The sequence below is a fragment of the Campylobacter concisus genome, from assembly GCF_015230015.1.
Classification (GTDB): domain Bacteria; phylum Campylobacterota; class Campylobacteria; order Campylobacterales; family Campylobacteraceae; genus Campylobacter_A; species Campylobacter_A concisus_AF.
In genome coordinates, this window is record NZ_JAAKZC010000008.1 from 70,087 (window position 1) to 84,269 (window position 14,183).

Sequence of the window (14,183 nt, forward strand, 5' to 3'; positions counted from 1 at the left end):
TCTTGTGTGATCCTAGCTCTTAGATCGTGGCGGATGATCTCTATAGACTAAAACCAGATCATGTGACCTACAAACTCAGAGACATACTCATGCCAAGGAAGTGTCTAGAGTGGCAGTGAGATGCCATGAATTGCGATAGTTGCTAAAATGCCTGCCATTACGCTTTGCCACATCGTGATCTTTGGAAATTTCTCAGCCACAATGCAGTAACCAACGGCAAAGATGACTGAAAATATGATGTGCGTTAGCATCACGTAGTTAAAGGCATGCCCTACAAACTCGTAAATAGCAGCATTTGAAAAAATACATAAGGGGATTTAGAAAATTTCTCGAGCAGTCGATCGCATCTGCCGCTCTGACGGCACTTTCTTAAACATATCCAAGTGGTTTTTAGTGGAAGCGGCACTTCTGCGCCCCATTTGACAAAAGCCGAAACTACGCCAGCGACGAGGCCGATCAACGCAGCTAAGGCAAATTTTGGTTTGGTAGCTAAATTTGACATTTTCTCTCCTTGTAAAATTCGTGCCATTTTGTTTCTATTTTCTTTATGATAAGATTAATCATTATTATAATTTATAAATTTATCAAAAACTCAAATGCTTTAAAATCATAAAATTTTTAGCCATTTTTGGCTAGACTAAGAAAAAAATTAAAGGAGAATAGATGTCTAAAGAGTTCAAAGACGCAAACGAATTTAAGGAATTTTTTGAAGAATTTAGAAAAAAAGATGGCTACAAAGACCCGCTCGCTTTTGGTATCGCAAGAGTCGATCGCGGACAAAAAAATAGCGACAAAATTTTGCAAGCAAGTTACGCCGTTGTAAATTATAAAGAGAGCTTTTTAAGCGCGGCTGCCTTTATCTATGCCTTGCAAAAGTGCGATGTTGAGGTTGATTTTAGCGTTCACGAGTTCGTAGCCGATCTCACACCAAAGGTGGCAAAAAAGGCTGGCAAGCTCTTTAGCGTCTTTGAAAAAGATATAAAATCACACAAAAATGTGGAGAATTTACACGCTGTGAAGATGGCATTTGAGGACGATCTTGAGCTAAATGAGAATAAATTTAAGCTTGTATTTTTGTTCGACGACGCAAAGCCACTTAGCGTGGAGGCCGTCTATCTCAAGCTCTACTTGATCTCACTTGGCAAGGTCGCACCTAGGACGATCGTGCTTGATGGAGCATTTGGAGTGCTACCAAATGTCGCATGGACTAGCCAAAACATACCGATCGAGCTTGAGTGGCTAAGAGAAAATGAAATTTCTCTAAAGATGTTTGGCGAGTATCCAGTGATCGTGAGCGTGGATAAATTTCCAAGATTTTTAAGTCACATCATCCCAGCTGATAACACGAGAATTTTAGACGCTGCCAAAGTCCGCATGGGTGCTGCTGTGCATCCTGGCACGGTCGTCATGCCAGGGGCTGCTTACATCAACTTTAACGCAGGTACGACTGGCGGCGTGATGGTCGAGGGCAGGGTCAGCAGCTCTGTCGTAGTGGGCGAGGGTAGTGACGTTGGCGGAGGTGCGAGCATACTTGGCGTGCTAAGCGGCACAAACGGCAACCCTGTAAGCATCGGCAAACACTGCTTGCTCGGCGCAAACTCAGTCACTGGCGTGCCACTTGGTGATAACTGCATCGTGGATGCTGGCATAGCGGTGCTTGAGGGCACAAAGGTCTATATCTCGGCAAGCGAGCGCGAAAAGCTAGCTAAGATAAATCCAGAGTTTAAATTTGAAGCTGAAATTTACAAAGCGCTTGAGCTTGGCGGGCTAAACGGGCTTCATTTTAGACAAAATAGCCAAACAGGACAGATCACCGCGAGTGCGAGCAAAAGGGCGATCAAGCTAAATGAGGCACTTCATTAAAAGGAGCTAACATGAAAGTTGGCATTTTGATGTTTGACAAGATAAATTTGTTAAGCTTTGCCAAAATTTATGATTTTTTACATAAATTTGAAGGTTTTAACATCAAAACCTACGCTCTAAAGCCTGAAATAGTCGATGAATTTGGCGTTAGACTTCATCCTGAAATTTACGCCGAGAGCCTTTATGGCGTGGATATATTGGTCGTGCCAGATGGCGTTGGTGCGCTTGGACTAAGATATGATGAGATATTTTTAAGCTGGATAAAAAGCTCGGCAAGCGCAAAATTTAAGATCGGCTTTGACCTTGGCGTGCTGATCCTTGGTGGGGCTGGATTTTTAGAAGATAGAGAGGCTTGCATAAGGGGTGGATACAAAAACGCGCTAAGTGGCTACTGTGAGGTAAATGACGCTAAGATGTGTGAGAGCAGAAGCGTGATAAGTGTTAGTGAATTTGATGACGAGATCAAAGAGCAGCTCGCAAAAATCCTAACTAAAGATAAAATTTAAGGGCTTTGGCTCTTAAATTTTGATAGAAATTTTATCTTTTTAATGAGCTTATAGCTTGTCTTATGGCTCTATTTACCGCCTCTAAATGCCACTTTATCCATGTCGTAAAGTCAAAATTTGAATTATTTTCAAGCTTTGTTGTTTGCTCTAAAATTTCATAATAAACTTTTTTATTTGCGTAAATAATGCTCGGGATAGAAAACGGCTTAATGCTTTCACTAGCCAAGCAGTAGTGTGCCAAAGCCCTTGCCATGAGTCGTTGCCGTCATCATAAGGATGGATGATCACAAACCAAATGTGCGCTAAGGCGCTTTTTACATAGGCGTTTTCGAAGCTTTTATTGATAAAATTTAAAAATTTCTCATCTCATATTCTACGCGCTCTGCTGGCAAGGCTTCATAGTGGATTTGCACATTTTTTGAAGGAGCTGAGACTACGCTCATCTCATCATCTCTAAATTTAGCTCTTTTTATCTTGTAAGCTTTGCTTTGGCTATATTCAAACAAGGCATTGTGCCAGCCATGTAGCCGCTCGAAGTTCATAGGAGCTTTGTTTAAAATTGTATCAAGCATTAGCGAGACTAGATTATCGCTATGTCTAGTCGCATAAGTGTCAGCTGGCCAGTCAAAATTTTCATCTAGTCTCTTTTTTCCCGATGAGCGAATGCTTGATCTATTAAGTTTCTCGCCCTCTATGAGAGATGAGCTTATTATTTTATCTTCAAGTGTGCTAATTTGCGCCTTTAAAAGATCGTTTCTGTTGATTTTATTTGTTATCTCTTTTAAAATTTCGTGATTTTGCTCTAGCTTTTTTATGATGGTGTCTATCTCTCTTTTATCGAAAGAGAAATTTGGGTAGTTAGTATGTTGCCATATCCACAGGTTTTGTAATTTTTACTCAATGCACTGAACTTATTTTTGGCAGTAAAATTTGGTATATGTGTTGCTTTTGATTTGCTATTTGTAAAAATCGTTTTTTATTATAAAAGAGAGCTAAGGAAAGTTAAGGCTAGATAAGATTATCTACCTAGCCTATAATCTCTTCTGGCATCCTTATAACCACGTCTATAACCACGATCAAAACCATCATCATAGTCATCGTCGTTGTAGTAGCCTCCACGGTAACCACGCTGAAATCTATCAAATCTTTCGTACTCATTTTGATAGTATGGGCGGTAGTTAGGAGGATATGGTGCATAGTTTGGATCAACAGGATAGTAGCCATTTGCACGACAACTATCCTCGTCAAATTTTTCTATTCCGTTGCGAAATTTATAGCTTTCTATTTTTTTATCAAAGCTATCAATACTTCTTATGTCGCCATAAATTTTAGCCATTTCTCTTTGATTTATAAGACCACAAAGCCTAGCTTCAACTTTTTTTTCGTAACTCATAGAAAACAAAAAAGTTAATGAACAAAATAAAATGGCTATAAATTTCATATTAATCTCCTACTTTTAGGCTTCCACCTTTGCCAAGACCACCTTTTACGGTTTGTGCTTTGTAGTCTTTTAGAGCGATAACTAATTGATTCATTGAATCAAGGAAGGCATTTACAAGTGTTTTTCCCTCAGGTGTTCTTGAATATGCGCCAAGTCCAGCACCAAGAGAAGCGCCAGCGCCGCCACCCATGCCAAAGAAGTCAGTGCTAGAAGCTGAGCCAATGGCTGCTGCTAATTGAACACCCGAACGATTTTCTATAAGAACCAATGTAGTCTGTGTCTCTTTTGTCGAAAAACCACCAGCTATAGCACCTGCTACACTACCAAAAAGTGCTCCAACAACACCGCCTACGCCACCTGTATCTTCGTTACTAAAGAAAATTTCAGGGCGAATAGTATAATCAGCCGCTACCATTTTGCCTTTGCCAAAGCCAGAACCGCTACGTAGTTCGCCTGATCTATCAAGTGCACGCTCTTGCATCATATTATCCATCATAGCACCACGCTCAACTATAACAAAGCAGCCAGTTTGTTGTGCAAGAAGGCGCAGAACAGGAATGGTTGATGTGAGCTTGTAGTTGTGTGTTAAATATGAATACCAGTCTGAATTTTGGTCTTCATAAAACGCGAGTGTTCCAATAGTGCTACTACACTTTTCTATTTTTGTGTTAGCATTATTGTTGTTGCTACCAGCAGCACTGCCAGTTACGCCATTGTTGTTACCAGTTGCGCAACCACTTAGAAGTAAAACTCCAAGACCCACGCTTAGTAAAGATGAACTTAACTTCATTTTTATCCTTAATATTTAAGTTGGTTTTAGAATTATATATGAGTAAATATTAGAAAAATATTAATATAAAATTTGTGCTTAATAACATAATACAAAACTATTTTTTACAAAAATTTAAGCGGCCAGCAAGATGCCAGCCATATAAATTACTCTACAGTTACGCTTTTTGCGAGGTTTCTTGGCATATCAACATTGTTGCCAAGTCTAACAGAAATTTCAAGTGCAAGTAGCTGAAGCACAAGCATCATCTCGAAAAATTCGCTCATATAGTGATCTTGAACACTCGTTTTTACGTAGTCATCGCTTAGTTCAAGCTCAAGCGGACTTATCGCTAGGATATATGCATCTCTTGCAGCAAGCTCTTCGACATTGCTCTTTGTTTTTTCATATAACAAATTTTGAGGCATTAAAGCGATCGTAAATAGCTTCTCATCTGCAAGCGCGATAGGTCCGTGCTTCATCTCGCCTGATGGATAGCCCTCGGCGTGAAGATATGAAATCTCTTTAAGTTTTAACGCACCTTCAAGTGCTAGCGGATAGAAGATGTCTCTACCGATGAAGAAGAAGCCATGACCGTGCAAATAGTGCTTGCTTAGGCGGTGTAGCTTCTCTTGCAAAGTGTTATCTATATTTAAAATTTGTGGGATGTGAAGAAGTGTTTTGATCTCGTGATCAAGCTCTTTTTTGCTTATAGATCCCTTTGCAGAAGCCATTTGAAGTACAAGCATCCAAAGCACAATGATCTGCGTTGCAAAAGCCTTTGTACTTGCCACACCTTTTTCGATGCCAGCGCGAGTTAGAAGCGTATTATCAGCTAGTCTAACGATAGAAGAGTTATCGACGTTGCAAATTGCAAGCGTCTTTAGCCCAGCCTCTTTTGCGATCCTAAGTGCCTCAAGAGTATCAGCTGTCTCGCCACTTTGTGAGATGACGATAAAAAGCGAGTTTTTGTTTAGATAAGGCTTTCTATATCTAAATTCGCTTGCCACTTCGACCTTTGTCCTGACTTTAGCAAGTCTTTCAAAAAGATAGCTTGCAGTTAGCGCTGCATGATAGCTCGTGCCGCACGCACAAAGCACGACATCATCAATGCCTTTTAGGTACTCATCGTCTAAATTTTCAAGGGTGACTTTGTGATTTTTAACTCTGCCCATGATGGTTTCAGATACGACTGCACCTTGCTCGTAAATTTCTTTCTCCATGAAAAATGTATAGCCCTCTTTTTGGGCATAGCTCTTATCTTTTGGCAAAGCATTAAAGGTTATGCTAGCCTTTTTGCCGTCTTTAAAAACAGCGATCTCATCTAGGCTCACGTAGCCGTAGTTGTTATCATCTAGGTAGGCTACTTCGGTTGCGTTGCCAATTAACGGCGCGTCCGATGAGGCAAAATATAGCTCTTTTTCATTGCTCTTTCCTATCGCCATAGGTGCGGCGTCTTTTGCGAAAAATATCTTATCAGGTGCAGTTTTGGTGATAAGTAGCGTCGCATAAGCGCCTCTTAGCTTTGCGATAGTCGCCTCATAAGCTTTAAATGGGTCTTTTTTCTCTTTTAAAATTTCTTCAAAAAGATGCACGATCACTTCGGTGTCGGTTTGGCTGACAAATTTCACGCCCTTTACTTCAAGCTCATCTTTAAGCTCTTTATAGTTTTCGATGATGCCGTTATGAACGACAAATGAGTGCTCGCCAAGGTGTGGGTGAGCATTTATCTCAGTTGGTTTGCCGTGAGTTGCCCAGCGTGTGTGACCTATCGCCACGCCAAAGCCAGTTGATGTGAATTCCTGCGTTTTTAGGGCTAAATTTTCAAGCTTACCGACCGCTTTGAAAAAGTCGATCTTGCCTTCACTCATCACAGCCATGCCAGCGCTGTCGTATCCGCGATACTCAAGCTCTTTTAGACCGCTTAAAATGACCTCTTTTTTCTCTCTATCTCCGATGTATCCTACGATTCCACACATGTTTTACTCGCTTATTAATAAATTTAATATCTCATCGCCTTTACTCTCAAGTCGCTCGTTTTTCTCGATCAAAAAGAGATTTCTCGTTCTATTTTTAACCGTCTGAATTCTCGCACTCGTGACTTGAAAATGAAGCCTGTCAAAAACACTCATCACATAAGCCATTAGCCCGCGCTGATCTTTTGCGTTGATGCTAAGTTTGGCATAATCTTTTGAGTGATTTAGCTCGAAGTTTATCTCATCTTTGTTAATATTTGGTTTCAAAGGCTCTCTTAAAACCTCGCTATTTAGAGATTTTAGGGCTAAAATTTTAGTATTTTCAAGCTCATGGTTTTTTACATTTTGGTTAAAGTCAAGCCTGATATAAAATTTCTTCTCAAATAGCTCAAATATCTCCATATACGCAAGGTCAAATTTGGCAAATTCATAGAGCAGGGCGCTTAAATTTAGGCTCTTGTTTGTATAAATTTGAATGCTTAAATTTTTACTATTGTTTATGAAAATTTCTGTTTCGTTTAAGCTGTCAGCTACTTTGCTTAAATTTATGATCTCGCTCGCGCTATATTTTGTAAAGACCAAATTTGATGTGATCTTGAAAATTTTCTCTTGTAGCTTTGGCTCAAGCGCCAAAAACTCGCTATTTCGTTTTATAGACTGCTCTTTTTTTACTCGCCTTGTCGCTTCATCTAGTAAATTTTCATCGCTAAATGCACTAAGAGAAATTTCATAAAGTTCTCTTAAAAGCTTTGCTGTATAGGCGTTGTAAAGCCTCTCATTTGTGGCGTTTATCACGCAGTAGCTAAGGATGTAAAGTAGCTTTAAAACCTGCTTGTCGCCAAGCTTTGAGATGAAGGCAAATATGACGCGCTGCGAGTAGATGTCCTCTCTGTTTGAGACGTTGCTCATTAGAGTGTGATATTTTATCAAGATGACACCGATGTTGATAGCTTTTTGACTTAAATTTAGCTTGTTCGCGTAGGCTCTAAAGATGTTTGCGCCGATGTTTGCGTGATCTTTTCCGCCAAGTCCTTTGCCAACGTCATGCATAAGCGTCACGATCTTTAGCATCGTTTTGCCCTCCAAGCAAAGCTCAGCGTAGAGATTTTTTATAAATTTATCTTTTATATTTTCAAGAAATTTGACGCTTAAAATGCTATGCTCATCAACCGTAAATTCGTGATAGCCGTCATATTCTGCTAGCTGGGAGATGTGCTCCATCGGTTTTATCAAAATTTGTATCATCTGTGCATCGAGCAAGGACTTTAAGATGGCGTAGGAATTTTCTCTTAAAAATATCTTCTTAAACTCGCTGATAGCGCGCTCTAAGCCATCTTTCGTGATGATGGCTCGCTTGATATAAAAGATCGCGCTTATATCAAATTTATAATCCACATCTTTTAGCTCTAAAAGCTCATTTATGAGATCCTCGATAAGGGCTGGCTTTTTGTGAAGTGGCACGTAGATGACGCCATTTATATCGTAAAAGCCATTTTTTAGCCTAGCAAATTTTCTTTGCTCGAAGCTTAACTCGCTTTTGAAAAATGGCCTGCAAAGCGAAGCTGCGATAAATCTTGAATAAATGGCTACGTTATTCATCGAGCTTAGCATCTTTTGGCTGATGACGCTCTCGTTGTCTTGCAGCTTTTTAGACTTTGTCTGCATGAAATTTGTCGTGATCTCAACACTTGAAGCGCTGAAAGTATCGGTGTTTTGAGTTAAATTTAAAGCACTTAGCAAGCTTAGTAAAAAATCCACATTTAGATTAAAACTTGCTATCTCTTTTTCATTCATCACTTTAAGGGCTTGCGATCTAACCGAAACATCGCTATCTAGGCAGTTTAGTATGCAGTTTAAGTGGTAAATTTCATCGATCCCGCCAAAGCCACTTTTTAAATTTGGCTCTTGTGCCAAGTAGCTTATGCTAGAAAATGGCAAAAATGCCTTTAAATGGTAGTTTAAAAAGGCCTTTTTATCAAATTCTTTTATCTTTACGATCTCGCTTTTTACTAAGCGATATAAGCTTTTTGAGCCGCAAATGTAGCGAAGTTGCGAGGTTTCACTTTTAAATTTAAGGTCATCTTTGAAATTTATAAAAATTTCATCCACTTCGGCGCTTTTTATCACAAATTTCATGCCAGAGCTATCTAAAATTTCAGAAAATTCTTTTAAGAAATTTTTTATATTGTAGCCCTTTAAATTTTTATAAACTAGCAAAATTTCAAGCTCGCTATTTGCGCTAAGTAGCGTTTGGGCGTATTTGCCAGTGGCTAGAACGCTAAAGGCAAAGCTGTCGTTTTGTGGTACAAACTCATCAAAAAATTCTCGCATAGTTTCATTTAAATAAGATTTTATAAAATCATCATACTCTTTGGCTAAGAAATTTGTGAAATTTCTGCCTTGATTTTTTTGAAAATGTTTTGGCAAATTTGCCTTAAAATCAAGAAATTTCTCTTTGATCTTTGAATAATTATCGCTATTTTTGGCACTTTTATCAGCTAGCATTTAGTGTTTCCATTGTTAAAAATATCTTGGCAAATGTTACATAATTTTTGCAAAAACAAAGCTTTATTTGCTTATAATAAAGCCTTAAGTTCAGCTTTAGGACGATATAAATAATGAATCTATTACAAAAACTAGAAAGTGGCGAGAGATTAAGCAAGCAAGAGGCTTTTTCGCTTTATGAGCTTGATCTTTTTACCTTGGCTAAATTTGCCGACAAAAAGCGCAGAAAACTGCACGGCAATAAGGTCTTTTTTAACGTAAATCGCCATATCAATCCAACAAATATCTGTGCTGACATCTGTAAATTTTGCGCATTTTCAGCCCACAGAAAAAATCCAAATCCATACCTAATGAGCCACGAAGAAATTTTAAAGATCGTTGATGAGAGCGTGAGCCACGGCGTAAAAGAGATACACATAGTCTCCGCCCACAACGCAACTAGCGGTTGGCAGTGGTACTTAGAAATTTTTAAAAAGATAAAGGCAGCTCATCCAGAGCTTCACGTAAAGGCGATGACGGCGGCTGAGATTGATTTTTTATCAAGGCATTACGGCTTAAGCTACGATGAGGTGATAGAAAAGATGCTTGAATACGGAGTCGATAGCATGCCAGGCGGTGGGGCTGAAATTTTTGACGAAGAGGTCAGGGCTAAAATTTGCAAAGGCAAAGTAAGTAGCGAAAACTGGCTCAAAATTCATAAAATGTGGCACAATCACGGCAAGCAAAGCAATGCGACAATGCTTTTTGGACACATAGAAAGCCGCGAAAATAGGATCGATCACATGCTAAGGATCAGAGACTTGCAGGACGAAACTGGCGGTTTTAACGCGTTTATCCCGCTTGTATATCAAAGAGAAAATAACTATTTAAAAGATGTTAAATTTCTAGGATCAGCTGAAATTTTAAAGACTATGGCGATATCTCGCTTGGTGCTTGATAACGTCCCACATATAAAGGCGTACTGGGCTACTTCGACGCTAAATTTAGCGATGATCGCTCAGGAATTTGGCGCTGATGATCTTGATGGTACGATAGAAAAAGAGAGTATCCAAAGTGCAGCTGGCGCAAACAGCGCAAATGGCGTTACACTAAAGACATTTTGCGATCTTATTAAAACATCTGGTTTTACGCCGGTTGAGCGTGATAGCTTGTATAACGAACTTAAAATTTACTAAAGGAGCTTGGGGTGAAATTTTTTGACTTAGCACAAAACAAAACGAGTGTGAAGCAGGAATTTGGAGCGGGACTTACGACATTTTTAGCGATGATGTATATAGTGCCGGTAAATGCGATCATTATGAGCAAAACTGGCATGCCTTATGAGGCACTAATCACTGCAACAGCGCTAATTACCATATTTTCTACTGTATTAAATGGTCTTTGGGCGAATACGCCAGTTGCGATGAGCGTTGGTATGGGGCTTAACGCTTATTTTACATTTGGTCTTTGCATCGGTATGAAAGTGCCTTGGCAAACGGCTCTTGGCGTTGTTTTCTTAAGTGGCGTGATATTTGTCGTCTTATCTTTTACAAATTTTAGAATGTGGATAATAAGATCCATCCCACTTGATCTAAGAAGAGCGATAAGCGCTGGTATAGGCACGTTTATAAGCTTTGTGGCATTTCAGCAAATGGGCTTTATCGTAAATAACGATGCGGTTTTAGTTGGCATAGGAAATTTCAAAGATCCAAACGTGCTTCTTGGCGTTTTGGGGCTATTTTTGGTTGTTTGCTTTTGGGCGTGGAAGATAAAGGGCGCATTTATCCTAGCTGTGCTTGCTACTTCAGTGATAGCTTGGGTGCTTGGCATCGCTCCTCATCCAAAAGAAATTTTCTCAACTCCAGCCTCTATCTCACCGATATTTTTAGAGCTTGATATAAAAGGCGCCTTTAGCCTAGCCTTACTACCAGTTGTTATCACGTTTTTTGTGACTGATCTTTTTGACTCGATAGGCACGCTAGCTGGCGTTGGCACGAGGGCTGGGATATTTGACGAAAACAAAAAAGATGGCGTCGTAAAACTTGAAAAAACTCTTGAAGCTGACGCTGTTGCTACTGCAGCTGGCTCGCTTGTAGGTGTAAGTACGACCACATCGTTTGTAGAGAGCGCAAGCGGCGTAGAAGAGGGCGGTAGGACTGGTCTAACGGCTGTATTTTGCGGACTTTTATTTATACTTACATTATTTATGTTGCCACTTTTTAAAGCGATCCCTGGCAATGCCATCTATCCGATCCTCGTAATGGTCGGCGTGCTTATGTTTGCCGAGCTTGCTAGCATAAATTTCAAAGATCCAGCCATAGCTGTTGCGACATTTTTCATAGTTGTGCTCATCCCGCTTACTTACTCGATCACAAACGGCCTTGCATTTGGCTTTATGTCATACGTCATAGTTAAGCTCATAAAGAGAGAATTTAGCGATATAAATTTAGGCGTAGTTGTGCTAGCGCTCATTAGTTTTATCGTATTTTTAGTGCATTGATTAAGGATGAAAGATGATATTTTATAGCTATGATGAATTTGCCGTTGATGCCAAAAGGATGGCAAAACAGATAAAAGATGAGTTTGATCCAGAGGTGATACTAGCTGTGGCAAGAGGCGGTCTAACGCTTGGTCACTCGCTAGCCGTTGCGCTTGAAAATAGAAATTTATTTACTTTAAATTCTATCCATTATGAAGATACAAATAAGCTTGATACGATACAAATTTTTAACGTGCCAGATCTTAGCAGATACACTAAAATTTTGCTTGTTGATGATATCATCGATAGCGGCGAGAGCATGGTCGAGATAAAAAGAGAGCTGCTTAAACGCTATCCAAATTTAGATATAAAGATAGCTACTGTATTTTATAAAGAGAAGGCTCTGCTTTTGCCTGAATTTAAGGTAAAAGAGGCTCATGACTGGGTTGAGTTTTTCTGGGATATACATATTTAAGGGCAAAATTTGTTAGAAAGAGTTAGAGAATTTGCTAGCAGGCACATTGCTTTTAGCGTATTTTTGATATGCTTGATTGATTTTGTATTTCTACTTTATGCGGCAAATTCTCTCAGCATAAGCTACAACGAGGCTGAAATTTTTTTTCAAAAGCACAGCCTTCTTGGCTACATCTTAAAACTAAGCGCCCATTTTTTTGGTCAAAATGACCTTGCTGTGCGAGGCGTGATGATCTTTTTTCACATCGCAAGCGTGGTTTTGATGTATAAGGTGAGTAAATTTTACATTAAGCTGGAGTTTGACAGGATCGTGGCGGTCCTGCTTTTTGTGCTGCTTCCTGGCACATTAGCTTCAGCCCTTATCATAAATAACGCTGGAATTTGCATCACTTTAGCGCTTTTGTGTATATACCTTTTTCACATTAGAAGTAAAATTTTATTTACTGCGTTTTTCTGCCTAGCCTTTTTCATAGATGGCGACTTCTTGATATTTTATGCAGGATTTTTTATATTTGCACTTTATAAAAGAAAGCCGCCTCTTGCTTGGCTAAGTGCCGTTTTATTTTTGCTAACACTTTGCTTTTTTGGCTTTGAAACAAATGGCAGACCAAGCGGGCACTTTATCGATACTTTTGGTATATTTGCTGCTGTATTTTCGCCATTTGTCTTTATCTTTTTTGTATATACGATTTATAGAATTTGGGTTAAGGAAAAGAAGGATCTTTTGTGGTTTATCGCCATTTGCTCATTTTGCTTTTGTATGATAGTCTCTGTGCGCCAAAGGCTAGAGCTTGAGCAATTTTTACCATTTTGCGTGATCGCAACGCCACTTATGGTAAGAGTTTTTTTCAATTCATATCGCGTGAGGCTGCCAAAATTTAGAAAAGTACATAAAATTTGCACTAGCTTAGTGATGCTTTTTTTGATATTTAACTGGTCAGCGATCATCTTTAATCAAATTTTTTATCTATTTTTAAATGATCCCACAAAACACCTTACTTATAAATTTGATGTAGCAAAAGAGCTAGCAGATAAGCTAAAAGAGGCTGGAGTGCAAGATATTGCGACTGATGACACAAGGCTTGCTCTTAGGCTTAAATTTTATGGGATAAAAACAAAAAGCTACTCTAAAAATTTATTAGCAAGTGCCGATTTAGATGAGGAGTCAAAATTTAGTATAGAAAAAATGGGAAAAGTAGTTGCAAATTTCAATATCAAGGAACGATAAGCTATGAAAAAAAGAGCTTTTACGATGATAGAGCTTGTTTTTGTTATTGTTGTTGTTGGAATTTTAGCTGCCATTATGATCCCAAAACTAAATAGAAATGCCTCAAGAGAAGCCGCAAATCAGATCCTAACTCATATAAGATATACTCAACACCTCGCCATGCAGGATGATAAGTATTCTATTACTGAAAAAGAATGGGCAAAACAGCGTTGGACGATAGCTTTTGCTAAAGATAAAATAGATGACTGTTCGGTTGATAAAAATAATGAGCAAACTTGGAAATATAGTGTTTATTATGATAAAAGTATGACTGGAAATCCAAATTCACAAGATGAGTTTGCAAGTGATATTTATAAGACTGGAAAGTTACTAACAGCTGGTTGGAGTGGTATGTCAGGCAGTGACTGCAAAAAGATAAACAAAGAGCTAAATATAGAAAAAAGATTTGGCATAATAAATGTAACTCTATCTGGCGGATGTGTAAAAGGAAATGCTAAGAAAAAAATCGCTTTTGATGAAATAGGACGACCGATGTGGACAATAAGCACTGTTGGTGGTGGTATAAAGCGACCATATGATAGACTTGTTAAAAAAGATTGCAGTATAACAATAACTGATAAACGTGGCAATCAAACAACCATTACTATAGAAAAAGAAAGTGGTTTTGCATCCATAAAAGAGAATAGTTAAATTTGATTAAAAATTTATAGTTTTTATTTTTTAAAAAAGTTGCCATTTTTTAATCTGCATTTAAGCATCCCTCATATATAATTCCAGCTCACGAAACGAGAAACCACCTTTAACTTCAACGTTAATAAAGCCTTTTTCTTATCGTTGTTCTTTTAACTTATAATTGTTAAACTATTAGTCAATCTTTGAAATCTAAACAAGTGATCGATTGAGCCAGTCTATTATGATTAAATAATAGATTAGACAAACTAATATAAAAACTAAAAGTTTTTT

Annotated in this window: 15 protein-coding genes and 1 pseudogene; 7 read left to right on the plus strand and 9 right to left on the minus strand. The window is 38.6% G+C overall.

What is annotated here, in order from left to right; all coding sequences use genetic code 11:
• Positions 1-104 precede the first annotated feature (104 nt).
• Positions 105-251 (minus strand): DUF1440 domain-containing protein, encoded by a 147-nt coding sequence (locus G6W42_RS10510; RefSeq protein ID WP_242042703.1) that lies wholly within the window; start codon positions 249-251, stop codon positions 105-107.
• Between the two features lie 20 nt (positions 252-271).
• Positions 272-502 carry a hypothetical protein gene (locus G6W42_RS10515; RefSeq protein ID WP_242042701.1) on the minus strand — a complete coding sequence of 77 codons (231 nt, stop codon included), beginning with the start codon at positions 500-502 and terminating at the stop codon, positions 272-274.
• Between the two features lie 161 nt (positions 503-663).
• Here G6W42_RS10515 and G6W42_RS05925 point away from each other — a divergent pair, with 161 nt between their 5' ends.
• On the plus strand, positions 664-1,863 hold the full coding sequence (locus G6W42_RS05925; protein ID WP_194173305.1) for a tetrahydrodipicolinate N-succinyltransferase N-terminal domain-containing protein: 1,200 nt from the start codon (positions 664-666) through the stop codon (positions 1,861-1,863).
• A gap of 11 nt (positions 1,864-1,874) precedes the next feature.
• Complete coding sequence (locus G6W42_RS05930; protein ID WP_194173306.1) at positions 1,875-2,369, plus strand: hypothetical protein; 495 nt, start codon at positions 1,875-1,877, stop codon at positions 2,367-2,369.
• Positions 2,370-2,400: 31 nt separating this feature from the next.
• Here the strand turns inward: G6W42_RS05930 and G6W42_RS10365 are convergent, their stop codons facing one another.
• The 7 genes and pseudogenes from G6W42_RS10365 to G6W42_RS05960 all read right to left on the minus strand — a co-directional run bounded on the left by G6W42_RS10365 (position 2,401) and on the right by G6W42_RS05960 (position 9,060).
• Complete coding sequence (locus G6W42_RS10365; protein ID WP_196779949.1) at positions 2,401-2,622, minus strand: hypothetical protein; 222 nt, start codon at positions 2,620-2,622, stop codon at positions 2,401-2,403.
• A 97-nt stretch (positions 2,623-2,719) separates the two neighbouring features.
• Positions 2,720-2,941 carry a hypothetical protein gene (locus G6W42_RS10520; RefSeq protein WP_242042702.1) on the minus strand — a complete coding sequence of 74 codons (222 nt, stop codon included), beginning with the start codon at positions 2,939-2,941 and terminating at the stop codon, positions 2,720-2,722.
• Positions 2,942-3,019: 78 nt separating this feature from the next.
• Positions 3,020-3,250, minus strand: a pseudogene (locus G6W42_RS10820) (DUF4172 domain-containing protein); the annotation flags it as partial.
• A gap of 137 nt (positions 3,251-3,387) precedes the next feature.
• Positions 3,388-3,810 carry a gamma-glutamyl phosphate reductase gene (locus G6W42_RS05945; protein ID WP_103641681.1) on the minus strand — a complete coding sequence of 141 codons (423 nt, stop codon included), beginning with the start codon at positions 3,808-3,810 and terminating at the stop codon, positions 3,388-3,390.
• 1 nt (position 3,811) lies between these two features.
• The gene (locus G6W42_RS05950; RefSeq protein WP_194173307.1) at positions 3,812-4,600 is read right to left on the minus strand and encodes a peptidoglycan-binding protein; all 789 of its coding nucleotides are present in this window, start codon (positions 4,598-4,600) and stop codon (positions 3,812-3,814) included.
• Positions 4,601-4,746: 146 nt separating this feature from the next.
• On the minus strand, positions 4,747-6,558 hold the full coding sequence (gene glmS / locus G6W42_RS05955; protein ID WP_194173308.1) for a glutamine--fructose-6-phosphate transaminase (isomerizing): 1,812 nt from the start codon (positions 6,556-6,558) through the stop codon (positions 4,747-4,749).
• A 3-nt stretch (positions 6,559-6,561) separates the two neighbouring features.
• Positions 6,562-9,060, minus strand: coding sequence for an HD domain-containing protein (locus G6W42_RS05960; RefSeq protein ID WP_194173309.1), 2,499 nt, complete (start codon positions 9,058-9,060; stop codon positions 6,562-6,564).
• Positions 9,061-9,170: 110 nt separating this feature from the next.
• Here G6W42_RS05960 and mqnE point away from each other — a divergent pair, with 110 nt between their 5' ends.
• The 5 genes from mqnE to G6W42_RS05985 are packed head-to-tail and all read left to right on the plus strand — an operon-like array spanning position 9,171 to position 13,910.
• A complete protein-coding gene (gene mqnE, locus G6W42_RS05965) occupies positions 9,171-10,235 on the plus strand; it encodes an aminofutalosine synthase MqnE (RefSeq protein WP_194173315.1) in 1,065 nt (354 codons plus the stop codon).
• An 11-nt stretch (positions 10,236-10,246) separates the two neighbouring features.
• A complete protein-coding gene (locus G6W42_RS05970) occupies positions 10,247-11,539 on the plus strand; it encodes an NCS2 family permease (protein WP_194173310.1) in 1,293 nt (430 codons plus the stop codon).
• Positions 11,540-11,552: 13 nt separating this feature from the next.
• On the plus strand, positions 11,553-11,993 hold the full coding sequence (locus tag G6W42_RS05975; RefSeq protein ID WP_103636256.1) for a phosphoribosyltransferase: 441 nt from the start codon (positions 11,553-11,555) through the stop codon (positions 11,991-11,993).
• Between the two features lie 9 nt (positions 11,994-12,002).
• Complete coding sequence (locus tag G6W42_RS05980) at positions 12,003-13,220, plus strand: hypothetical protein (RefSeq protein WP_194173311.1); 1,218 nt, start codon at positions 12,003-12,005, stop codon at positions 13,218-13,220.
• Between the two features lie 3 nt (positions 13,221-13,223).
• A complete protein-coding gene (locus G6W42_RS05985) occupies positions 13,224-13,910 on the plus strand; it encodes a type II secretion system protein (protein WP_194173312.1) in 687 nt (228 codons plus the stop codon).
• Positions 13,911-14,183: the final 273 nt, after the last annotated feature.

Excerpts from the sequence above, each read along its gene's own strand:
- G6W42_RS05960 (WP_194173309.1), bottom strand. The coding sequence starts at position 9,060 with ATGCTAGCTGATAAAAGTGCCAAAAATAGCGATAATTATTCAAAGATC.
- G6W42_RS10365 (WP_196779949.1), bottom strand. The coding sequence starts at position 2,622 with ATGGCAAGGGCTTTGGCACACTACTGCTTGGCTAGTGAAAGCATTAAG.
- G6W42_RS10520 (WP_242042702.1), bottom strand. The coding sequence starts at position 2,941 with ATGCTTGATACAATTTTAAACAAAGCTCCTATGAACTTCGAGCGGCTA.
- G6W42_RS10515 (WP_242042701.1), bottom strand. The coding sequence starts at position 502 with ATGTCAAATTTAGCTACCAAACCAAAATTTGCCTTAGCTGCGTTGATC.
- G6W42_RS05925 (WP_194173305.1), top strand. The coding sequence starts at position 664 with ATGTCTAAAGAGTTCAAAGACGCAAACGAATTTAAGGAATTTTTTGAA.
- G6W42_RS05930 (WP_194173306.1), top strand. The coding sequence starts at position 1,875 with ATGAAAGTTGGCATTTTGATGTTTGACAAGATAAATTTGTTAAGCTTT.
- G6W42_RS05975 (WP_103636256.1), top strand. The coding sequence starts at position 11,553 with ATGATATTTTATAGCTATGATGAATTTGCCGTTGATGCCAAAAGGATG.
- G6W42_RS05985 (WP_194173312.1), top strand. The coding sequence starts at position 13,224 with ATGAAAAAAAGAGCTTTTACGATGATAGAGCTTGTTTTTGTTATTGTT.
- G6W42_RS10510 (WP_242042703.1), bottom strand. The coding sequence starts at position 251 with ATGCTAACGCACATCATATTTTCAGTCATCTTTGCCGTTGGTTACTGC.
- G6W42_RS05945 (WP_103641681.1), bottom strand. The coding sequence starts at position 3,810 with ATGAAATTTATAGCCATTTTATTTTGTTCATTAACTTTTTTGTTTTCT.
- G6W42_RS05950 (WP_194173307.1), bottom strand. The coding sequence starts at position 4,600 with ATGAAGTTAAGTTCATCTTTACTAAGCGTGGGTCTTGGAGTTTTACTT.
- glmS (WP_194173308.1), bottom strand. The coding sequence starts at position 6,558 with ATGTGTGGAATCGTAGGATACATCGGAGATAGAGAGAAAAAAGAGGTC.